This is a genomic window from Allohahella sp. A8, assembly GCF_047946665.1.
In the GTDB taxonomy this organism is placed as follows: domain Bacteria; phylum Pseudomonadota; class Gammaproteobacteria; order Pseudomonadales; family Oleiphilaceae; genus Allohahella.
In genome coordinates this window covers 1,726,407-1,746,817 of record NZ_CP172312.1, presented here as the reverse complement: position 1 = coordinate 1,746,817, position 20,411 = coordinate 1,726,407, and the positions used below count along the sequence as shown (strand labels likewise).

Annotated in this window: 19 protein-coding genes; 11 read left to right on the top strand and 8 right to left on the bottom strand. The window is 54.6% G+C overall.

Annotated elements, in window-relative coordinates; genetic code table 11:
- The first annotated feature begins 12 nt into the window (after positions 1–12).
- Entirely contained in the window at positions 13–837 is an 825-nt protein-coding gene (locus ACH3PB_RS07955; RefSeq protein ID WP_416398928.1) for a substrate-binding periplasmic protein, read from the top strand.
- A gap of 48 nt (positions 838–885) precedes the next feature.
- On the opposite strand, the gene ACH3PB_RS07950 is transcribed toward ACH3PB_RS07955, so the two are convergent.
- Positions 886–2,058, bottom strand: coding sequence for an endonuclease/exonuclease/phosphatase family protein (locus ACH3PB_RS07950; RefSeq protein ID WP_416398927.1), 1,173 nt, complete (start codon positions 2,056–2,058; stop codon positions 886–888).
- A gap of 214 nt (positions 2,059–2,272) precedes the next feature.
- On the opposite strand from ACH3PB_RS07950, the gene ACH3PB_RS07945 reads away from it, so the two are divergent.
- Both ACH3PB_RS07945 and ACH3PB_RS07940 read left to right on the top strand, forming a co-directional pair.
- Complete coding sequence (locus tag ACH3PB_RS07945; protein ID WP_416398926.1) at positions 2,273–3,298, top strand: hypothetical protein; 1,026 nt, start codon at positions 2,273–2,275, stop codon at positions 3,296–3,298.
- Positions 3,298–3,873: a LemA family protein gene (locus ACH3PB_RS07940; protein WP_416398925.1), complete on the top strand. Its 576-nt coding sequence runs from the start codon at positions 3,298–3,300 to the stop codon at positions 3,871–3,873. The genes ACH3PB_RS07945 and ACH3PB_RS07940 overlap by 1 nt, the downstream gene beginning before the upstream one ends.
- A 460-nt stretch (positions 3,874–4,333) precedes the next feature.
- On the opposite strand, the gene ACH3PB_RS07935 is transcribed toward ACH3PB_RS07940, so the two are convergent.
- Together ACH3PB_RS07935 and ACH3PB_RS07930 are read right to left on the bottom strand one after the other, a co-directional pair.
- Positions 4,334–5,482: an acyl-CoA dehydrogenase family protein gene (locus ACH3PB_RS07935; protein ID WP_416398924.1), complete on the bottom strand. Its 1,149-nt coding sequence runs from the start codon at positions 5,480–5,482 to the stop codon at positions 4,334–4,336.
- Positions 5,483–5,527: 45 nt separating this feature from the next.
- Positions 5,528–6,715 carry an acyl-CoA dehydrogenase family protein gene (locus ACH3PB_RS07930; protein ID WP_416398923.1) on the bottom strand — a complete coding sequence of 396 codons (1,188 nt, stop codon included), beginning with the start codon at positions 6,713–6,715 and terminating at the stop codon, positions 5,528–5,530.
- Positions 6,716–6,917: 202 nt separating this feature from the next.
- On the opposite strand from ACH3PB_RS07930, the gene ACH3PB_RS07925 reads away from it, so the two are divergent.
- The gene (locus tag ACH3PB_RS07925) at positions 6,918–7,808 is read left to right on the top strand and encodes a DUF4382 domain-containing protein (RefSeq protein WP_416398922.1); all 891 of its coding nucleotides are present in this window, start codon (positions 6,918–6,920) and stop codon (positions 7,806–7,808) included.
- A gap of 66 nt (positions 7,809–7,874) precedes the next feature.
- Here the strand turns inward: ACH3PB_RS07925 and ACH3PB_RS07920 are convergent, their stop codons facing one another.
- From ACH3PB_RS07920 to ACH3PB_RS07910, 3 genes are all read right to left on the bottom strand, one after another.
- Positions 7,875–8,543 (bottom strand): hypothetical protein, encoded by a 669-nt coding sequence (locus ACH3PB_RS07920; RefSeq protein WP_416398921.1) that lies wholly within the window; start codon positions 8,541–8,543, stop codon positions 7,875–7,877.
- 244 nt (positions 8,544–8,787) lie between these two features.
- Entirely contained in the window at positions 8,788–9,969 is a 1,182-nt protein-coding gene (locus ACH3PB_RS07915) for an acetyl-CoA C-acyltransferase (RefSeq protein ID WP_344804546.1), read from the bottom strand.
- 27 nt (positions 9,970–9,996) lie between these two features.
- Positions 9,997–12,111 (bottom strand): 3-hydroxyacyl-CoA dehydrogenase NAD-binding domain-containing protein, encoded by a 2,115-nt coding sequence (locus ACH3PB_RS07910; RefSeq protein ID WP_416398920.1) that lies wholly within the window; start codon positions 12,109–12,111, stop codon positions 9,997–9,999.
- 182 nt (positions 12,112–12,293) lie between these two features.
- Here ACH3PB_RS07910 and ACH3PB_RS07905 point away from each other — a divergent pair, with 182 nt between their 5' ends.
- The 3 genes from ACH3PB_RS07905 to ACH3PB_RS07895 are packed head-to-tail and all read left to right on the top strand — an operon-like array spanning position 12,294 to position 14,049.
- Complete coding sequence (locus ACH3PB_RS07905; RefSeq protein WP_416398919.1) at positions 12,294–12,920, top strand: TetR/AcrR family transcriptional regulator; 627 nt, start codon at positions 12,294–12,296, stop codon at positions 12,918–12,920.
- 25 nt (positions 12,921–12,945) lie between these two features.
- Positions 12,946–13,458 carry a DUF3253 domain-containing protein gene (locus tag ACH3PB_RS07900; RefSeq protein ID WP_416398918.1) on the top strand — a complete coding sequence of 171 codons (513 nt, stop codon included), beginning with the start codon at positions 12,946–12,948 and terminating at the stop codon, positions 13,456–13,458.
- A gap of 18 nt (positions 13,459–13,476) precedes the next feature.
- A complete protein-coding gene (locus ACH3PB_RS07895) occupies positions 13,477–14,049 on the top strand; it encodes a hypothetical protein (protein WP_416398917.1) in 573 nt (190 codons plus the stop codon).
- A 9-nt stretch (positions 14,050–14,058) separates the two neighbouring features.
- Here the strand turns inward: ACH3PB_RS07895 and ACH3PB_RS07890 are convergent, their stop codons facing one another.
- Both ACH3PB_RS07890 and ACH3PB_RS07885 read right to left on the bottom strand, forming a co-directional pair.
- Positions 14,059–14,901 carry a YciI family protein gene (locus ACH3PB_RS07890; RefSeq protein ID WP_416398916.1) on the bottom strand — a complete coding sequence of 281 codons (843 nt, stop codon included), beginning with the start codon at positions 14,899–14,901 and terminating at the stop codon, positions 14,059–14,061.
- A gap of 95 nt (positions 14,902–14,996) precedes the next feature.
- Positions 14,997–15,854 carry a substrate-binding periplasmic protein gene (locus ACH3PB_RS07885; RefSeq protein WP_416398915.1) on the bottom strand — a complete coding sequence of 286 codons (858 nt, stop codon included), beginning with the start codon at positions 15,852–15,854 and terminating at the stop codon, positions 14,997–14,999.
- Between the two features lie 229 nt (positions 15,855–16,083).
- Here ACH3PB_RS07885 and ACH3PB_RS07880 point away from each other — a divergent pair, with 229 nt between their 5' ends.
- The 4 genes from ACH3PB_RS07880 (at position 16,084) to ACH3PB_RS07865 (ending at position 20,380) form a co-directional block, all read left to right on the top strand.
- A complete protein-coding gene (locus ACH3PB_RS07880; RefSeq protein ID WP_416398914.1) occupies positions 16,084–16,497 on the top strand; it encodes an MbcA/ParS/Xre antitoxin family protein in 414 nt (137 codons plus the stop codon).
- Entirely contained in the window at positions 16,491–17,207 is a 717-nt protein-coding gene (locus ACH3PB_RS07875; RefSeq protein ID WP_416398913.1) for an RES family NAD+ phosphorylase, read from the top strand. The genes ACH3PB_RS07880 and ACH3PB_RS07875 overlap by 7 nt, the downstream gene beginning before the upstream one ends.
- A 190-nt stretch (positions 17,208–17,397) precedes the next feature.
- The gene (locus tag ACH3PB_RS07870) at positions 17,398–19,458 is read left to right on the top strand and encodes a P-loop ATPase, Sll1717 family (RefSeq protein WP_416398912.1); all 2,061 of its coding nucleotides are present in this window, start codon (positions 17,398–17,400) and stop codon (positions 19,456–19,458) included.
- A gap of 178 nt (positions 19,459–19,636) precedes the next feature.
- Positions 19,637–20,380 carry a DUF4145 domain-containing protein gene (locus tag ACH3PB_RS07865; protein ID WP_416398911.1) on the top strand — a complete coding sequence of 248 codons (744 nt, stop codon included), beginning with the start codon at positions 19,637–19,639 and terminating at the stop codon, positions 20,378–20,380.
- Positions 20,381–20,411 lie beyond the last annotated feature (31 nt).

The following is a 20,411-nucleotide window of genomic DNA, read 5'->3' as shown; positions in this document are numbered from 1 at the left end:
CTTCGGCCTGACTTGAGCATCATACCGGTGATCAGGTTCTGCGAAAGACTTGTGGTGAGTGTGCTGTCGTCCATGATCGTTGGATCGGCTCTGGTTCACGCGGCGAAGAAATTGGATGCACCCTGCGCCCTCCGTGTTGGCTGGGAAGATTGGTCGCCCTACATCTATCGTGAAAACGGGGGGCTGGCGGGCGAGGAGTACCGCCTGCTAGAACAGCTGGCGAATGCCGCGCAGTGCGAGCTCATCTACATCGATGTGCCCTGGGTGCGCGGGCTCACACTGCTGGAGCAGCAGAAAATCGATATGCTGTACGCCGCCACCAGAACACCCGGCCGGGAGAAATATGCGCGTTTTTCAGTGCCCTATCGATTCGAGCATATGCGTCTGATCACTCGCACTGTCTCGGCTGAAGAGGATCGTGTGAAATCCTTGAAGGCGTGGCTGAGCCAATCGTCTGTACAAGGCAGCAGAAACAGGCTGGGTGTCGTGCGCGGCTCACACTATGGCGACAGCCTGGAGTCTACCTACAGGGCCTTCGGTAGTGATCAGATCATCGAGGTCGGCAGTGATGACCAGCTCCTGGAAATGCTGCGGATCGGCCGAATCGAGGGCTATCTGGTTGAAGATCTTGTGGCGATCGAGCACGTGGGGCAGGCATCGGCCGCGCTATCGGTCTACGTGATCAGTGAGGCGGTGCCCGAGCCCATGCAGCTCATGTTTGGCCTTCATGTGCCAGAGACAATCGTCCATCGATTCGACGCCGCGATATCCGCGCTTTTAAACGAGGGGCAGCTCGGCTCTAAAGCCCCAAATCGCCGGGCCGACGTCACACAGTAGACGTCGGCCCGGCGGTCGTGGTGCTGTCGACTAAGGAATTCGCCGTCGCTAGCGGCCTCTGGTCTTGAGCATGATGCGAGCGACTACGCCAGCGTGATCGGATGGCCACAGTCCGCCGGGTGTCATATCGAAAACTTCATCACCAACTACAGTGGCCCGCACCTTGACTCGAGTCCGCGCAGGGGTCGACAGAAAGATGTGGTCGATTCGCTCTGACAATTCAGAATCCGGATCATTGACTGTCGAGCTGAAGCAGCAGGTCAACCCAGCGCCAGGTCTGCGTTGCTTGAGCCATGTGTCGGCGTATCCGCTGCCCGTTGCCTGCAGGTAAGGCGGTACGAGATCCAGGCCATCAAGTCCAGGAATGCCTGAGGCTGAAATGAACGGCGCTTCACCGGGCGCGCTATTGAAGTCCCCAACCAGAATCGTCGGCACGCCATTGGTGTTGGTCATCTCCATGATTCCAAGCAGCTCGGTCATCTGGACCGCCTGCAGCGACTTGAATGGCTCGGAGCCGCCAGTTTCTAGGTGGGTGTTCACGAAGCGGAACGTATCGCCTTTGACGGTAATGTCGACTGCGGTGTAACCGCGCGTGAACTCGAGGCTGGTGCCGGCCACGTCGACCGCAGCGTTATGGGTGTAGTTGCCGGTGAGCGGGTTCGACGCCATTGTTTTCCGGCTGACCAGGATGACGTCGTGGTCGACCATCCGCAGGTCGCTGAGCTCGGGGCCACTTTCAGACATGCCAGTGACCATGGGCACTTCTATGTCGGCGTTGGTGACGCTTGCGGCCACTGTGTAGTGCAGCCCACGAGCTTCAAGCGCCGCCTGCAGTACCGTCAGATAATCCAGATAGAGGGTGTCGGCAGCCTGCTCCGGATAGCCCTGGGAGGCGTAGCCAAAGTCGCTCGGCGTTTGTGTGTAGAAGGTCGAAACCTCCTGTAATCCTATTGCATCAGGTCGATATCGTCTGATTTCATCAGCCAACGCTTCGGCGCGCTGGGTGAAGTCGGTCTGCTGGACCTCCTGGAACGCAGCCGTGACTGCGAGCGGAACCGTGGCAGGATCTGTCATCGCAGCCTGAACAACTTTGAAGATATCGGCGCCAAGATAAACATTGCGGCTCATGACGGTGAGCTTATCGGTATCGGCATAGCTGAGCGGCGCGGTCAAAACTAGCGCGGCAACGAGGGGGAGGGTTGTAGTCCTGAGGTCTTGCATAGGGTAGTACTCGTGTTGTTGTTATGGTGAGGACGAGTCTACAGAAGGTGGTTTTCGCGCGGATGGTACTTGGCGTAAATTGCGACTTGCGTCACATCTTGCTGGCTCGCTCACAATAAGCCGTGGTCGATAGTCAATGCGGTCCGTCATACCAATCAGAAAATAGGGGCCATCGCGCCATCGACGAACTCTGACTGACACGGCAGATACACGCTTGTTCGAAAGCCTCACCTGGAACATGAATCTACGCAAGTTCGCACGCTCGATCGAAGCGCAGGCTGAACAGGCGCAGTCGGCGGCGGATGCGGAAAGAATTCTGCGAAGCGTGCTCGATTTTGCAGCCGCTCACGGCATAACCTACCGATGGACACCGACAGTCGTGCTGACGTCAGTGCTTGCGCTCATTGCCGCCGGCTGCTCAGTCTTGATGCCACACGAGCAGGGCTATGCTGCGTTCTTCGCGCTCCTGACCGTACTGACCCCAGCAGTGGCCTGGAAATTCAGGCGCACGAGTCTGGTGAAGCCTGCGCGAACGCTCTATCGGGTCAGCGTATATGAGCATAACCAGATGACGCTGCATGCTGAAAACTCAGCCGAGCGATGGGCGCAGCTCAAGGCCAGATTCGTTGACTTCAGGCGAGGTGATGAAGATCAGGTCATCGACGGATGGGGAAAGGGATGTATCACTGCTGCAGACAAGCGCTATTCATGTGAGCTCTATCGCTTTCAGTATGTGGACGTTCGGAAGGTCACCGAAACGGTCTTTGTTGCGTCATCCAACAGCTATGAAACCCGGACAAAAACAGTGCGGGAAACGCGCTACCGTTCCGGGCTGATAATGCCGTTTCCGCGGGCCGGCCGAATAATGATGAGCACCAGTGGTTTAAAACCATACCGCCACGCATGGCGCACTGGCAGCCCATCCTTCGACAGCCTCTTCACTGTAACCGCCGAAGATCAGTTCAATGCTGCAAAAATATTGCAGCCGGCCGTTCTGGGTTGCCTGAAACGCACGGCTCAGCTCGCCGATGTCGCTCTCGAAATCCGGGACGGGGTCCTTTGTCTTTCACATTCCAACAACGACTGGCTAACGATGCAACGCGAGGTAACGCTCGAGAATCCCTGGGGGGTCTTGGAGGCGGTTCGATCGCCCGAAGAGCTCAGGTATCGTGAAGTTCTGCGGACACTTATGCCACTTTTCCAATTCAACGACGATAACTTCGAGCAGGTAGCGCAATAATGGAATCAGCACTGATCTTTATCCTGGTAGTTTCAGTGATCCTCGCTGTGGTGGGGATAGTCATTCACAACTCGATCATCACGGCCGGCAATGGCGCCGAACGGGCCTGGGCAAATGTGATCAACTATGAGCGCCTGAAGTTGACTGTGCTTCCGCTAATCGAAAAAGCGTCAGATGACTATAAGGGTTTCGAAGCGAAAGTGATGACCGACGTCACGGCCCTGCGTACGGCCATCGACAAGCTCGATACCGGCGTGATCGATACTCAGAGGCTCGCTCAGGTCGAGCAACTCAGCCGCCATTTGCAGTCAGGCATTCGGGCAACCATGGAGGCCTATCCGGATTTGAAGGCCAGCACGCTCGTACAACAGCTGATGCGGGAAATATCTGAAAAGCACGAGAACGTGGCAGCGAGTATTGCGGTCTTCAATGAGAACGTCGAGCAGTTCAATAATCGCATCAGCATGTTCCCGAATTCCCTGGTCAACGGCTGGTTTACGCACAAGAAGGCGCTGAACACGTTCAGTGACTCGGCGGCCAGCAGTTCATTCGAATACAGCCCGAACTTTTCATAGCCCGGTTCTGAGCAAGCGGCGAGCGAAGAACCGACGGGTCGAGCTTGTCAAAGCCTGACAGGGAGAGGCTCACAACTTGGTTGCTGGCACCACAGCAGCGGCCGCGGTACCGCGCAGCCTCTGCGGTGCCACCCAGGGCCAGACCCTTGTACCAGGCGAAGAAGGCCAGGAACATGCTCACAACACAGAGGTACGCGAAACCGATCAGGCTCGCGTTGAGGAATCTTCTGTCGCGTCAGTAACAGCACCAGCGCTGCCAGTATCGCAGCTACGGGCACTCTGCCCAAACCCACGATGATGGATCGAGATCCTCTACGACAAGTTTGGTTGCGGGGAGGGTCAGGCTGAAGCAGAGGGTGCCTGAGCCGCCAGTTGAATGCACGGCTCAAGTGTCTACGGTTTTAGCCAGTCGATCTCCGTGGCAGTCTCACTTCAAGCAGTCATTTTGAAGCAGCCGCTTTCAAGCCGCCCCTTCCAGCAGCTGATCGCTCACCAACCCCAGATGATAACTCGCATCACCGAACTGCAGGTTGATCATCGTCAGGCGCTTGAACAGGTGCGCGGCAAACATTTCCTCGGTCACCCCCATACCACCGTGCAACTGGACGGCGCTCTGACCGACCTTGCGGGCGCATTGGCCTACCATGGTCTTCGCCATGGACACTGCGCGTCTGCGGCTTTCACGGTTGTTCGAATCCGCCTCACTGGCAGCCAGTATGGCCATCGACTTGGCTTCTTCAGTGGCGACGAACATATCTGCCATTCGATGCTGCAGCACCTGGAACTTGCCGATAGGCACACCGAACTGCTTGCGTGTCTTCAGGTATTCCAGGGTCGCCGCGTTCAAGGCTTCCATGGCACCGACCGCTTCAGCACACAGCGCCGCAATGGCGAGATCCGTGGCTTTCTCGATCAGGGGCAGGGCAGCACCGGCTTCGCCAATCAGGGCATCGGCTGTGACACGAACATTGTTCAGCGTGAGCTCAGCTGTACGCTGACCATCATGTGTCGCAAAGTCGTCGATCTTGAGACCTTCGACACCCGCATCGACCAGAAAAAGGCTGATGCCGCTTTCAGCCGAGATCTTTCCACCAGTTCGTGCAGAGACGATCAACTGATTTGCCTGGGCCCCATGCAGCACAGCGGTCTTCTTGCCGTTCAGTACATAGCCGTCACCATCCTTGTCGGCAGAGGTAGACACGAGGCTCTGGTTATACCGCGCACCAGGCTCACTATGCGCAAAAGCCATGAAGTGCTCGCCGGCAGTGATTTTTGGCAGTATCGCAGCCTTCTGTTCACTGGTTCCGGCATCACGGATCAGACCGCCGCCAAGCACGACTGTAGCCAGGTAAGGCTCGACGACCAGTGCACGACCGAAAGTTTCCATCACCAACATGGTGTCGACAGCATCGCCACCTAGACCATCATGCTCTTCAGGAAAGGTGAAGCCGAGCAGACCCATTTCAGCAAAAGCCTGCCACGTAGCCGCATCCAGACCCTTGGCAGATTCGATGATCTTGCCACGCTTCTCGAAGGTGTACTCGTTGCTCAGGAAGCGCCTGAGCGAGTCCTGCAGCATTTGCTGTTCTTCTATCAGATTAAAATTCATCTATGGCTCCTTTTGAGACCGACTTCTATCTGGTGAGCAACCTGGTTAAAGGCCAAGCACCATCTGTGCGATGATGTTTCGCTGAATTTCGTTGGACCCGCCGAAAATCGACAGCTTGCGCATGTTGAAGTAATCGCCTGTGGCCGGTGTGGCGTGCTCAGAACCCACGCGTGCACCTTCGTATCCAGGTTCCAGCGCATCCGGAATGTGCGCGATGGCGTCTGTGCCCATCGCTTCCATCAGCAGCTCAAACATGTTCTGGCCAATCTCGGTACCGCGCACCTTGAGGATGGAGGCTTGTGGGCCGGGACCCTTCTCGTCAGTGAGCACACGCAGGACGGTGAGTTCGAGCGCCTTCAGTTCGATATCCAGCTGCGCAAGACGATCACGGAATCGCGTGTTCTCGATCAGTGCCTGTTGGCCGTCTTTGGTCTCACGGGCCACCTGCTTCAGGCGGGTCATCATCGCCTTCCATTGGCCGACATTGGCAAGACCAGTCCGTTCGTGACCAAGCAGGAACTTGGCGTAGGTCCAGCCCTTGTTTTCTTCACCGATCAGGTTCTCGACCGGGACTTCGACATTATCGAAATAGACCTCGTTCACCTCGTGCTCGCCATCGAGCATGATGATTGGTCGTACAGTCACCCCAGGCGTCTTCATGTCGATCAGCAGGAAAGAGATACCTTGCTGAGGCTTACCTTCAGTGCTGGTGCGGACCAGACAGAAGATCCAGTCGGCGTGCTGACCCAGGGTAGTCCAGGTCTTCTGACCATTGACGATATACTTGTCACCGTCACGCTTGGCGCTGGTGCGCAGCGAGGCGAGGTCGGAGCCTGCGCCTGGCTCGGAATAGCCCTGGCACCACCAGTCTTCACCGGTCAGGATGCCTGGCAGGAAGCGCTGCTTCTGCTCTTCGGTAGCAAAGGACATGATGACTGGGGCCACCATGCGCAGACCGAAATCCAGCTGTCGTGGCGCACCAGCGGCAGCGCATTCCTCTTCGAAGATCAGCTGTTCAATCGCATCCCAACCAGTCCCGCCGTACTCCTTCGGCCAGTTGGAAGCGCCCCAGCCCTTGTCGCTGAGGATCTTCTGCCAGCGCTGTGTCATGGCCTTGTCCGGCCGTAGACGCTTCTCAACACGGAGCCGGATGTCTTCCGGCAGGTTCGCCTGCAGGAACTGGCGAACTTCCGCGCGGAAGGCCTCCTTCTCAGGCGTGTAATTCAGGTTCATAAGAGCCATCTCCTGCGAAACAAAGGCAACCATACAGTAGTGTATTGTCGTCCATACACTACTGTATGTCTTAGGTGCGGTCAATGCATCTTCCAGAGAGTATCTGCTTCGCAACATCTCGAGACATTCGTTTACCAATTGGAACGGTGAGTACACACGCCCCGGAGTAAGCTGGCGGCATCTCAAACCGTGGACGTTTTTTATGATTAACAACATTGCCAGAAGCATTCTTGTCACTGCCATCACCGCGCCCATGCTTATCGCGTGCGGTGGAGGCAGTAGCAGCGGCGGTGGAGCGACCGGTACCTTGAACCTCCAGCTCAGCGACGCACCGGTCGATAATCTCACGTCGGTGTTCATTACCTTTTCAGGCGTGGCGTTGCATACTGCTGGTGGAACTAGAGAAATTGTCTTCGACCAGCCAAAGAAACTCGACCTGCTTGCACTTCAGAGCGGCCGTACAGCGACGCTGTTAGAAGACCAGGTGCTTGCCGCTGGCAATTATCAGTGGATCCGTCTTGATTTGAGCGAAGAAGCAGGCGATCTCTATGTCATCGATAGCGCTGGCAATCAGTATCCGCTGACAGTGCCTTCAGGCGCTCAGACCGGACTCAAGCTGGTCAGAGGCTTTACCGTGTTGGCAAACGGCACAACAGACTTCACAATCGATTTTGATCTGCGAAAGTCCGTAAAGCTGCCAACGGGTGGTGATTACAAGCTGAGGCCGACACTGAAGCTGATAGATAATGCTGAGGTTGGTGCTATCGCAGGCACTGTCGATGCCACAACACGCCTTCAGGTCGACTGCGCTGATTCCCAGGCTTACGCTGGCGCTGTTTTCGTGTTTGAGGGTGCAGATGCCGTTGTGAACGACGCCGATGCTACTACATCACCATATGTGACTGTGCCGGTGGAAGATCTCGACAACGATGGTGTATTTACCTACAAGGCCGCTTTTCTGCCTGCCGGTACATATACAGTGGCATACTCATGTCAGGTCGATGATCTCGAGACCGATGAGACGCTCACTTTCACCCCAGCCCAGAACGTGACCGTCACTGCCAAAGCGACCAGCGCTGCAAACTTCCAGTAAACGCTAACAGCGGAACCTGTCCAGGAGAGCCAGGTTCTGCTGTTATGGCATACGCCTTACTCAGGGTTAGCCAGAACGCCGCCGCGTCAGGAGCGGCAAGAGTCCCGCGAGTAAGAGTGCGGCACTCCCGGGCGCAGGCACTTTCCAGTCACCGATCGAGACCACATCTGCACCTACGCCGAGACGGAAGCCATCAAACGCCCAGGCATTGAAACCCTGGTTAGTTACCGTGAGGTGCAAATCGTGAAATTGAACCTTGCCGCCATCGATAAGGTCCACGTCTTCCGCAAGTCTCATGTTGCCTGTAGCGAGTCCAAGGGTGCTAGAGCCCGACAGCGGGTTTTTCAGCAAAGGGCCGTGATGAACGCCCGTAAACTGAAGGAGATAGTCTGCAGGACCATCACTGTTATTTGCACCGCCTACAAGACCATCAATCTCAATCAAAAAGCTCTCGTCACCATTGAAGAACCCATCGTTCAGCTCGATGTGCTGCATGCCTTCAAAAGTAATATTTGCCGTGTAAGAATCGCCCCTGGCGAGTAGGACGGGTTCGGCTTCGGTCTTGATCGTGCCGCTGTTCCATTCGTCGTCAAAGATGCCCTTGCTTATCTGGCTTGAATCGAGTTTGAGAGAAAAGTTTTCAGTAATGACCATGGCGCCTGCCTGAGGACAGAACAGCAGACCAAGAAGAACTACGACAACTTGTCTATTAGGAAAGGTGTTTGAGGGTTTCATAGTGTCGACCTTTACAGGGGGCATAAAGGTGAGCGAGAAACGTCGTACTTCCCGATAACTGCCCGAAAGGCATGTCCCGGACTATTCTCCAGATCACCATCCCGGGTGATAAGAAAAATCAACAAGCTCTGGAGCAAGAGTCCAGAGCTTGTTTCGTGACACTAGCTTAATCATCTGATGCGGGCAAGCCTGTTTCACCGGCAAGAACGACACCATCGTAAGCTGCATTAGCTAAGTAACGAAATCAGGCGACCTCGAACAGACCAGCAGCACCCATACCGGTGCCCACGCACATGGTCACGACCACATACTTCACACCGCGGCGCTTGCCCTCGATCAGGGCATGGCCGACCAGGCGTGAGCCGGTGGTGCCGTAGGGGTGACCGATGGCGATGGCGCCGCCGTTGACGTTCATGCGCTCGAGCGGGATACCCAGCTTGCGCTGGCAGTACAACACCTGCACAGCGAAGGCTTCGTTGAGCTCCCACAGGCCGATGTCATCAACGGTCAGGCCGTGACGCTTGAGCAACTTGGGCACGGCGAATACCGGACCGATACCCATTTCGTCAGGCTCGCAGCCCGCGACCGCAAAGCCACGGAAGATGCCGAGCGGCTTCACGCCACGCTGTTCGGCCAGCTTGCCATCCATCAACACACAGGCCGAGGCGCCGTCTGAAAACTGACTGGCATTACCCGCCGTGACCACGCCGCCTTCAACCGCAGAACGGATGCCAGAGACACCTTCGAGCGTGGTGTCAGGACGAATGCCTTCGTCCTGCGACAGCGTGACTTCCTTCGAAGACAGCTGGCCAGTCGCCTTGTCCGCCACACCCATGATGGTCGTAATCGGCGCGATTTCGTCCTTGAACTTGCCATCCTTCTGCGACTGGGCCGCGAGCTGCTGGCTGCGCACGCCATACTCATCCATGTCTTCCTTGCGGATCTCGTAGCGCTTGGCCACGGTCTCGGCAGTCTGCAGCATCGACCAGTAGAGCGCTGGCTTATGCTCGGCCAGCCATGGCTCCATCATGTAGTTCTGGTTCACGGTGGCCTGCACGGTTGAAATGGATTCAACACCGCCCGCTACCATCACTGGCACCTTGTCGACCGCAATGTGATGCGCAGCCATGGCGATGGCCTGAAGGCCCGACGAGCAGAAGCGGTTGATGGTCACACCGCTGACAGATACCGGCAGACCTGCACGCATGGCGCCCATACGCGCCACATCGTTACCGCAAGAGCCTTCTGGCAGGCCGCAGCCCATCATCACGTCTTCGATCTCAGCGGGATCGACACCTGAGCGCTCGACCGCGTGCTGGATGGCATGACCGGCCAAAGTAGCACCGTGGGTCATGTTGAGGCCGCCGCGCCATGATTTCGCAAGCGGGGTACGGGCAGTTGATACAATGACGACATCATTGGACATAACAATTCTCCTGGTGGCGCTTAGGCCTTACTGATTCTTTGAAGTGGCGTATTCGTCAAAACGCTTGCCTTCGGCGGCGCATTTTTGCAGCAGCGCGGCAGGCTTCCAGAAACCGGGTTCCGCATCGGGGTTTTCGGCGAAGGTCTCCATGGCACGAACAACGTTCAACAAGTCCACTTCCTCGGCGTAATGCATCGGACCACCTCGATAGACAGGGAAGCCATAACCGGTGAGATACACCATGTCGATATCTGACGCGCGCTGTGCGATGCCTTCTTCAAGAATGCGTGCACCTTCGTTGACCAGTGCATACACGCAACGCTCGACAATTTCCTGATTACTGATCTTGCGCGGGGTGATGCGAAGTTCCTTGCGGACGTCTTCAATGACCCTGTCCACTTCCGGATCGTGCAAGGCATTGCGATTGCCAGGCTCATAGCGATAGAAACCGGAGCCGGTCTTCTGGCCAAAGCGCCCCATCTCGCCGAGACGATCTGCTACCACCATCTTCTTCATATGGGGGTTTTCAGCGTACTGACGCTTGCGAATGGCAAAGCCGATATCGCCACCAGCCATGTCCGCCATGCGTAGCGGCCCCATCGCGAAGCCGAATTTCTCGATGGCCTTGTCGATCTGCTGAACGGTCGCGCCTTCCTGCAACATCAGCAGTGCTTCACGCGAGTACTGGTTGATCATGCGGTTGCCGATAAAGCCATCACACACACCAGAGACTACAGCGGTCTTGCGAATGGTCTTGGCGACTTTCATGGCCGTCGCCATTACATCCTTGGCGGTTTCCTTGCCACGAATCACTTCCAGCAGCTGCATGATGTTCGCAGGGCTGAAGAAGTGCAGGCCGATCACGTCCTGTGGACGCTTGGTGAAGCTGGCGATCTTGTCCACATCCAGCGTGGAGGTGTTGGACGCCAGGATCGCACCTTGCTTGCAGACTTCGTCCAGCTTCTTGAACACAGACTCTTTCACGCCCATTTCTTCGAACACGGCTTCGATGACGAGGTCGGCGTTCTTCAGGTCGTCATAGCTCAGTGATGGCGTAACGAGCGCCATGGCAGCTTCGGCCTTTTCCTGCGTCATCTTGCCTTTCTTTACACGGCCTTCGTAAACCTTGCGAATGGCCGCGATGCCACGATCAAGACCGTCCTGCTTCATCTCGACGATGGTGACCGGAATGCCTGCATTGAGGAAGTTGATGCTGATGCCGGTGCCCATGGTGCCAGCACCGATCACGCCGACCTGCTTGATATCGCGGGTCGGGGTGTCAGAGGGCACATCAGGGATCTTGCTGGTCAGGCGCTCTGCGAAGAAGGCATGACGCAGTGCTTTGGACTCAGAGGTGTTGATGAGGTGAGCGAAGGCTTCACGCTCGATCTCCATACCCTTGTCGAAGGGCTTGGTCACGGCGGCTTCAACCGCATCGACGCACTTCAGCGGCGCAGGATAGTTCTTCGCGACAGCACCGACGGTATTGCGTGCGAACATGAAGAAGCCTTCCGGGTTCGCGTGCTTCGCCTTCAGGTTACGGACCTTCTTCAGCGGCAGGTTCTCGCTCACGACCTTGTGCGCAAAGGAGAGGGCGCCATCGAGCAGATCGCCGTCGATCATCTCATCGAACAGTGCGCTACCGTTGAACATCTTTGCCGGCATCACGGCACCGGAGACGATCATGTTCAGTGCGTGTTCGGCACCGATCACGCGTGGCAGACGCTGCGTACCACCAGCACCTGGCAGTATCCCGAGCTTCACTTCAGGCAGGGAAATCTGTGCATCCGGCTTGCTGACGCGGTAGTGACAACCGAGCGCCAGTTCCAGACCGCCGCCCATACAGGCGCCACCAATCGCAGCGACAACAGGCTTGCTGCTGCTTTCGACATAATTGATCACGGTGAGCAGATTTGGCTCGCCCAGCATTTTCGGCGTGCCGAACTCGCTGATATCGGCGCCACCAGAAAAGGCGCGGTCTGAGCCGATAATCACGATAGCCTTGATAGCGCTATCGCCCTCGGCCTTCTTGATGCCATCGACAATGCCCTGACGCAGTGGCAGGCCCAGGCCGTTGACTGGCGGGTTGTCCAGCCGGATAACGGCGACATTGCCGTGGGTATCATAGTGCGCGGTATTCATATGCAGCTCCTCGTGCTTACCGGAAAGTAAGTCAGATACAGGGGTGGTGTTGGCCGACAAAAGTGTTTTTAAATGCCATACACTGGTGTATGTTGGTTCCATACACTAATGTATGTTTGTGGCTGCGGTCAATGCTTATGTAGAATCGCCGCCCGGATGTACCCACAGGATGTACTAAACGCATGACAGAACCGAAGCCCTCTGCACGAATTGGCGGCAAGGCCACCGATAAGCCTCAGCTCACCAGGGACAACTGGCTGGATGCGGCTGCGGGCGAAGTCGCCGCTGGTGGCTTCGGCAATCTGCGCGTGTTGACCCTGTCGAAAAAGCTCGGGGTGACCCGTGGCAGTTTCTACTGGCATTTCAAGGATCATGAAGATCTTGTGACCAGCTTCCTCAACCGCTGGCGCGACCGTCGACTTCACGAACTGCTGTACTGGAAGCCCGACGTCAACGGCACAGGCGACGTCGAAGCCGAGCTCAAAAGTATCCTCGAACTGCTCCTGACCGACGCCTCGCGCAACATCCGCCGCTTGCAGGTCGAGCTGGCGGTACGGGATTTCGCCCGCCGAAATGACTATGCCGCTGATCTGGTAGCCGAGGTCGATGCCGCGCGTATTGACCAGAACTGTCTGCTGTTGCAGCGCATCAGCAGCGACCCGCGTCGGGTGCGGGATTTGTCCACACTGCTGTATGTGGCGACCATTGGTTCTCAGGTCGTGTTGACGGGGCAGAAGGGTGATGAAGATGCGATTTCTCGCATTGAGGACCTGCTGGCTCGGGTCGTGTTGGGGCAGGGTGACATGTGATGCACTGTTCCAGCGTATTGGAGACATGACAGAAAACAGCACCTCGACCAAAGAAGGTTATACGCTCATCAAGGGCAGGCACTGGCGCTGCACCGATCCCGACATCCCTGAAAACCTCCGTCAGCAGCTGGTGAACGAGCTCATGGCAGCGCGCCGTGGTGTAGCTGCTGGCAAGAAGGCTGATGATGACAAGGCGATTGCTGCTGCCAGAGCCCGCGTGCAAGCCGCAAAGGTGGCGCTTGGCGAGCGTGGCCCGAGATGGTGGTTGGAGATGGATGAAGCGGCATATCGTGAGCGGGCTGAAGCGGTAATGGTGGCTCTGCTTAACTCACGGGATGAAGATTCCTCGATCTGCCCATCCGAAGTCGCGCGAGTGATTGGTGGCGATAGCTGGCGCGACCTGATGCCGCTGGTGCGTGAGCTCGCCTTCGAACTGGCTGACGTTGAGAAGATGGTGGTGACGCAGAAAGGTAAGCGAGTTGAGCCTGGCGTTCGTGGCCCAGTACGTATTACGCGAGGCCTATCAGCTGGACACTAAAAACCGCCTGGCGGCCTGATGGATTTATTCTTGCAGATCTGGGGAGGTGCCTGTTATCTCTCCAACAAGATCCTCTTCTCGGTGTCCGAAGGGCAGAAGGCGTCTACCAAACGCACCCTGAAAATCCTGGGCTGGATCATCTACATCATCGGCGTGCCGGCCTGGGTCATCATACTCGTAGCGCATGATGACTGGATTGCGGCATCCATAGAGGCAGGCGGCATTCCCGCCATGCTGCTTGGCCTGTACAACACCATCTATGACTACAGAAAAGAGCACAAGGTCTTCAGCTGGTTCGTGTTCTGCTGTACCTACGGCTCGCTTGTTTTTGGTCTCACCTACAGTCTGTATATCTATGGCGGCATCACCTCTGCCTCGCAGGTGCTCGAGATCGGCGTGATGCTCGGATTCCTGCTCGGCAGCTATCTGATGGCCAAGGGCGATCCCAAAGGCTGGCTGTTCTTCATGCTCATGAACGTCAGCATGTCAGCGCTTATGGCTTTGCAGGGCAAGCCAGTGCTTATGGTGCAGCAGCTGGTATCGCTCTGCTTTGTGATCTATGGCTTCAGTCAGTCCTCATCGGCACGCTGACGAACTGCTTTACTGCTCGCCTTCCACCATCACCATCCACGGTAGCCCGAAACGATCTTTCACCTGTCCATACAGTGGTGACCAGAAGGTCTCCTGCAACGGCATGGTAACTTCGCCGCCGTCCGCAAGGGCATCAAAGGCAGTTTTCGCCAGCTCGACGTTCGCTACTGTGAAGGCGATACTGAAGCCTGCTGGATTTGCAGCATCACCGCAGCCATCGGAGGCGAACAGCCTGGTCGTGCCCACAGAAAATTCCGCATGCATGATCCCGTTCTCAGCGCCGGGCGGGAGAGCACCTTCAGGAATCGGGTCCGGGGACTCGCTGAAGCGCATCATCGTGTGGATGACGGCGCCAAGGTGCTGCTCGTAATACTTCAGCGCCTCCTCGGTACGGTTGCCTAGAAACAGATATGTGTTGGTCTGTGCTTCGCGCAGGGCAAGCTGCTGACGCATCTCGTCCTCTTTTTCAAGGGTGTCGGCCGTGTCCGGAATCTCTTCGAAGTCAGACATTTCGAAGAAAGGCCGAATCTCGATCTCAGAGCTTTCCGGCATTGGGTTAGGGCAGCGCTTCACCCACTCGATAGCGTGCTCGAGGTTCTTGACCTCCCAGATCCAGAACCCCGCGATCAGCTCGGATGTCGCTGGAAATGGGCCTCGATTCACCTCGCGACTATCGCCATCGAAGCGGACCCGGAAGCCTTCCTTGCTGGGCTTGAGCCCCTCGCCAGCTTGCATGATGCCGGCTTTGACGAGCTCCTCGTTGTACTTGCCCATGGCTTCCATAAGGGCTGGGTCAGGCATCTCGCCGGCTTCGGATGATGCGGTAGCTTTTACGATGATCATGACTTTCATAGGCTGCTCCAGATGCAGATGATGTGTTGTTCATCTGATAGTCGAACGGGTTCGACAGTTTTCGACAGACTTGCGCAAAAATTTTAAAAAAATTTTCAGGGGTTCGCATGATCATTCAAAAGTGCAGTGGGGAGCGTGGCTTGGACCTTCGGGGCGGGACACGCCAGCTCGTACTTTGCATGGACCTGTTGAATCCAGCCGGAGCGCCATAGCGCCACAAGCTCAGCCTCCGCCTTGCCTAGCAATGCCTTGTGCTTCGATTTTTCACTGAATTGCAGATAGAGCGGCACAGGCGGGCCGGCCAGCGGGAGCTCCACGATCTGCTGTGCGGGATGCGCCACCAGATATTGCCGCAGTACCGCAGATCCGCCGACGATTGCATCCACACGGCCGTGAAGCAGCATTTTGAACATCTGCTCTACAGAGTTTGCCCATTCGAACTCCAGCATAGGCAGGTACTCCTCCACCCAGCTGCTACCGCCTAGCGCAATCAGGCGAAATGCCTTGAGGGACTTGATGTCATGCTGATAGAACAGTTCTGCAGGCGCCGCGGTACCATTCACCACGACCGAATAGCTCCAGTAGCCCAGGGGCACGCGACCGACCTCCGCAAATTCCCTGCGCTCCGGTGTGGCCGCTGCGACGAAAAGATCGGCCGCTCCTGACTCGATCATTTGCTGCGCACGACGCCAGGGATAGAACTCGAACTTGACAGCTACGCCAAGGCGCCGCTCAAACACCTCGCGTATTATTTCTGCCTCGAGCCCCTTCGCTTCTCCATCCTCGGGGTAGAGATAGGGCGGGTAATCGGTGGCTACGAGGTTCAGCGTGACAGACTGAGCCTGCGCCATCGCAGCGGTAATCGAGAGCAGAATATACAGTAAAAAGCCAATGGCTCCGCTGCGGAAGCTAGCGGAAAAGCGGTCCGGGTTTAGGCAGGTCCTTCCAGGCATGGCGTTCAGTGCCTCGCTTACAACTCAAGAGAACAGCATAGAGCAACTAGCCGTCTGGATACCAACCATCTATTAAGGCGGCCGCATAGAGGGCAATTTCGATCGGCATGGGATAGTTTCAGGGTTCGTCCGCGACGCTTCGTCCCGGAGCACGGTCTCTATCTATATTTGTAGTTTTAAATGACAGAGGTCTATAATAAGAGTAAGCCAGTTGACATGGAGGCCGGCCATGAAACCACTCAAGAACACCCATCTGCCAAAGGATGCCTCACCCAGACAGGATAGTGCAGCCAGACTCGCCCAGGTGGCGCTCAAGATCTTCTTCGGTATTGCCGAGGAATGGCAGCTGAGCACGAAAGAGCAGCGCATACTGCTCGGCGATCTGCCTGAGGCGACCTACTTCAAGTGGAAGAGCACGCTCAACGCCAAACCCGGGCGCGATATTCTCGAGCGCATCTCGCATCTGCAGAATATCTACAAAGCCCTCAGAATCATCTTCCCCACACTCGAGCAGGCGACCGCCTGGCCACGCAAACCCAACGCAGCTTTCGGCGGCAAGAGCGCCCTTGAGGTCATGCTCAACGGCAGCATCCTTGATCTCGCGCGGGTGCACGACTACGTCGATGGTGCACGTGGATGGTAAAAACCGCGCTGCGCCCTAACATCGAGTCGACGCCCCTGCGCCTGCCATGGAACAAATGCCACCGCCTGGTGTCGAGCCAGTTTCCGCCGATCAACCTGTATGAAAGCATTCTCGATCCTGAGGATCTCGATGCGGCCTTTGAGCTTGAAGCGCTGACCAATCCGCGACTGAGAGATGAAGCTGGCGATCTCGGCTTCGTTGCGCCGGAGGATCGGGTGAGTGGGCCCGGGAGTTCGGCTGTTATGGCGGCGTTTACGCATATTGGTGCGGCTTCGCGGTTTACCGATGGTCGGTATGGTGTGTATTACGCTGGGGATTCATCGGCTACGGCCATTGCGGAGACTCGCTTTCATCGGGAGCGTTTTCTGTCTGCTACGGAAGAGCCGGATACTCGGCTGACGCTGCGTGAATATGTCACGACGATTCTCTCTGAGCTGCATGATGTTCGGGCTGAGGATGAGTTGCATGACCCTGATCTCGAGAGCTACAAACATACTCAGCCGATCGCTGCGCAGTTTCGGGAGCAGGGGAGTCATGGTTTGTTGTATCGGAGCGTGCGGCATGCTGGGGGTGAGTGTGTGGCGATCTTCAAGCCGCGGGCCTTGAAGGTGCCGTTGGTTCAGGCGGCGCATTATCAGTACGTGTACAGTGAGAATGAGCGGCGGATTACTGATGTGTTCAAGATGTCGCGTGTGCCGGGGGTGGATTGATGCCGTTTACGCCGTTTCACATGGGGTGGAGCCTATTGATTGCCATACCGTCATTAAGCCTGTTACTTTCGTTTCGTGTTTTGCTGGCTTGAAGATCGAGTGAAATTTCGAGAACTCAATGAAGTAGAGTGGGGCACTATGGGTCTGACTTGTTTCCACGCAAATTGTGATAGCTGTCTATAGGTGTGCTATGAAAGGAAATGTGCTCGGTGACATACGCGCTGAACAAGATCAGAACATGCTTGATTCTGCTTTTTGGGAGTCCGCTGACTATAAGTCGCTACTAGAATCATACGACAGGCCGATAATCGTTGGAAGAAGAGGGACTGGCAAAAGCGCACTGGCATATCGGCTATCCAAACACTGGAGCGCTAAACCTAAGACTTTAGTGCTTGCTATTAGTCCGGAGGAAGAGCAGGTAATCGGACTTAGAGATATATTTGAACAGTTTGGTGATAAGTATCTTCATATCAAAGCTGGAACAAAAATGGCTTGGAGATATGCTATATACATGGAGATAATTGTCGAAATCGGTAATCACTATAAGTTTAAGAATAACCTGGACTTGAGCCAAATCCGCGAGCACTTCACCTCTTGGGGAAGTCGTCGCCAGTCGATATCGACTAAGATTAGGAGAAAACTAAAATCTGTAGTTGAAGTGTCTGAATCCCCACAGTCGAGAATTGCTGATCTTTCCGATAAGTTGGAACTTGATCTTATCGAGGAGGTGCTATTCGAAACATTGGAAAAGTCGGCCGTCCAGTTTGTAGTTTTTGCAGATCGGCTAGATGAAGGCTATAGTCCTGACAACTTGGGAGTGGGTATAATTGATGGCTTCGTCCAAGCCGCAATTGATATTAAGTCACGAATGGAAGAAAGGGTTATTGCTTTTGCCTTCATTCGCGACAACATCTACCGAGCAATATCGAAGCTAGATCCAGACTTCACTCGTAATATCGAAGGACAAACCCTACGGCTCCACTGGGATGAGTATAGCCTATTCAACTTGGTATGCTACAGACTCAAATCTGCATTCAACTGTGAGCAGGAAAACAGTGTACGTGTCTGGAATCAGTATGCTACGAAAGAGCTTAAGGGGCGCGAGGGATTCAAGGTTGCATTGAAGTTAACTCTATACAGGCCTCGTGACATTCTTGTTCTGCTTAACGAGGCATTTCTACGAGCAAACTCTAACGACAGGAAGGAGATTGTCTTAGAGGACATAGAGTATACAGCTAAAACAATATCGATTAATAGATTGAATGATCTTCATAAAGAATATGAGTATATCTTTCCCTCTATAGAAGAGTTTACTAAGGCATTCTACGGTTGTGAATCCGAATTGTCGGTTGAAAACGCTAAGCCTCGAATAGAGATGGTTCTAAGCCAAGATAGACTAGAAAGGAACAAGCAGCAGGACGTTTTCCTTTTTAATGACTTTCGCCAGGTCTTACAGAGATTATATAGTGTTGGCTTCTTCGGTATTCATAATGAGCAATCTGCCTCCTTCGTTTTCTGTCATGATGGGAAAGACCCAGATCGGGAGTTTGTGAATGATACCCGGGTTTTGGTACATCCTTGCTACTGGCTGGCTTTAGCGACAAGTAGATCGAGGATGAGCTTGGACGAAGCTGAGGAAATTCATGACGAGTATGAAATTGAGGTAACTTCGGAATCAATTAACTTAAGGAATAAACGTATTGAAGGATTGATTCAGGAGTTAAGCGATATAAAAGAAGGGATTGAGGGGGCATATGAGTTCGAAGCGTGGTGCGTAAATGCCATAAAGATCATATTCGCTGGTACTCTTTGTAATGTAGAAGCTCATCCAAATAAGAACTCTCTCCAGCAGCGAGATGTTGTGGCGACTAACCTGGGGGATAGCAAGTTCTGGAAAAGAGTTTTTAATGACTACAGGTCTCGGCAGATAATTTTTGAGATCAAGAATTATCGAGACATTGGTTCTGCTGAATATAGACAGTTAAACTCATACCTAGCTAATGATTATGGCTCTTTCGCTTTCATTGTAACTCGTGCTGTAAATAATAACCTAGAAAAAGGCAAAGAGCTAAATTGGGCGAGGGAACTTTACTCTGATCATAAAAAGGTGGTTATCAAGCTTTCTTCCAAGTTTATAGAGAAGCACCTGAAGAAGCTTCGGAGCCCACAAAAGCATGACGCCTTGGATAAAGAGCTGAATTCATTACTTGATACCTATGTCAGAAGATATTTTCCGAACAAATGTAAGTAGTATGATGTTAGCTGTAGAGTGGATGCCGTTAGCCTCCTGTTACCACGCAAGCTCAATAGTTGTCTAGTGAGGGATGGTGGTTGCTAGAAGTATGATCAGCACGGCCGATCACGTCTTTGCTCTAGTTTAAGCTTTTAGCGCTGACTAATTGACGTCCCATTACATGGTGAGAAGAGTAATGTCTCTAGAACCGCAATTCCGTCACCAGAAGTTTACTTGCCCCCACTGTCTAGTTGTTTCTCAACATGCTTGGTTCGACAGAGAATCTGCTGCAGCGTCAGCTAATACGATACTTGACAATTTCTGGCTTCAGGACCGACTAACCGTTCCGTATCATTCGCAAGAGGATTTTGAAAAGTTTAAGCAGCGTATTGAGCGCGCTAATCATATTGATATGCCTAAGTATATTCCTGACAATTTTGCGGTGGCAAGCTGTTCCGCATGCTACGAAGTGACTCTTTGGATCAGTGGTGGACTTGTTTATCCAAGGAGAAGGCTGGTTGCTCCACCGAACGCTGATATGGATGAGGTCATACGCGACTTGTATCTTGAAGCGGAGAAGATAGTGACTGATTCGCCTAAAGGGGCCGCCGCTCTTCTTCGGTTAGCATTGCAGCTTCTACTCAAACAACTTGGCCTGCCGGGTGAAAATATAAACGCAGATATTCAGAAGCTAGTCTCGGATGGGTTAAGCACAAAAATTCAAAAGGCACTAGATGTGCTCAGAGTGGTCGGCAACAACGCCGTGCACCCAGGCAGGATCGATTTTAGCGATAAAAGCGATCTGGCTTTGAAACTATTTCATGTCCTCAATTACATTGCGGACGAGATGATCACAAAGCCTAAAGAGTTGGAAATGCTATATTCGCAAGTGGTGCCTGAGTCGGTTCAAAGTCATATTGCAAAGAGAGATAAGAAGTAGGCGCTTGCGTGTTGGAATGAGACCTTATGCG

Excerpts from the sequence above, each read along its gene's own strand:
- ACH3PB_RS07930 (WP_416398923.1), bottom strand. The coding sequence starts at position 6,715 with ATGAACCTGAATTACACGCCTGAGAAGGAGGCCTTCCGCGCGGAAGTT.
- ACH3PB_RS07900 (WP_416398918.1), top strand. The coding sequence starts at position 12,946 with ATGACAGAAAACAGCACCTCGACCAAAGAAGGTTATACGCTCATCAAG.
- ACH3PB_RS07920 (WP_416398921.1), bottom strand. The coding sequence starts at position 8,543 with ATGAAACCCTCAAACACCTTTCCTAATAGACAAGTTGTCGTAGTTCTT.
- ACH3PB_RS07890 (WP_416398916.1), bottom strand. The coding sequence starts at position 14,901 with ATGAAAGTCATGATCATCGTAAAAGCTACCGCATCATCCGAAGCCGGC.
- ACH3PB_RS07935 (WP_416398924.1), bottom strand. The coding sequence starts at position 5,482 with ATGAATTTTAATCTGATAGAAGAACAGCAAATGCTGCAGGACTCGCTC.
- ACH3PB_RS07895 (WP_416398917.1), top strand. The coding sequence starts at position 13,477 with ATGGATTTATTCTTGCAGATCTGGGGAGGTGCCTGTTATCTCTCCAAC.
- ACH3PB_RS07865 (WP_416398911.1), top strand. The coding sequence starts at position 19,637 with ATGTCTCTAGAACCGCAATTCCGTCACCAGAAGTTTACTTGCCCCCAC.
- ACH3PB_RS07950 (WP_416398927.1), bottom strand. The coding sequence starts at position 2,058 with ATGCAAGACCTCAGGACTACAACCCTCCCCCTCGTTGCCGCGCTAGTT.
- ACH3PB_RS07905 (WP_416398919.1), top strand. The coding sequence starts at position 12,294 with ATGACAGAACCGAAGCCCTCTGCACGAATTGGCGGCAAGGCCACCGAT.
- ACH3PB_RS07910 (WP_416398920.1), bottom strand. The coding sequence starts at position 12,111 with ATGAATACCGCGCACTATGATACCCACGGCAATGTCGCCGTTATCCGG.
- ACH3PB_RS07885 (WP_416398915.1), bottom strand. The coding sequence starts at position 15,854 with ATGCCTGGAAGGACCTGCCTAAACCCGGACCGCTTTTCCGCTAGCTTC.
- ACH3PB_RS07925 (WP_416398922.1), top strand. The coding sequence starts at position 6,918 with ATGATTAACAACATTGCCAGAAGCATTCTTGTCACTGCCATCACCGCG.
- ACH3PB_RS07940 (WP_416398925.1), top strand. The coding sequence starts at position 3,298 with ATGGAATCAGCACTGATCTTTATCCTGGTAGTTTCAGTGATCCTCGCT.
- ACH3PB_RS07880 (WP_416398914.1), top strand. The coding sequence starts at position 16,084 with ATGAAACCACTCAAGAACACCCATCTGCCAAAGGATGCCTCACCCAGA.
- ACH3PB_RS07870 (WP_416398912.1), top strand. The coding sequence starts at position 17,398 with ATGAAAGGAAATGTGCTCGGTGACATACGCGCTGAACAAGATCAGAAC.
- ACH3PB_RS07915 (WP_344804546.1), bottom strand. The coding sequence starts at position 9,969 with ATGTCCAATGATGTCGTCATTGTATCAACTGCCCGTACCCCGCTTGCG.
- ACH3PB_RS07875 (WP_416398913.1), top strand. The coding sequence starts at position 16,491 with ATGGTAAAAACCGCGCTGCGCCCTAACATCGAGTCGACGCCCCTGCGC.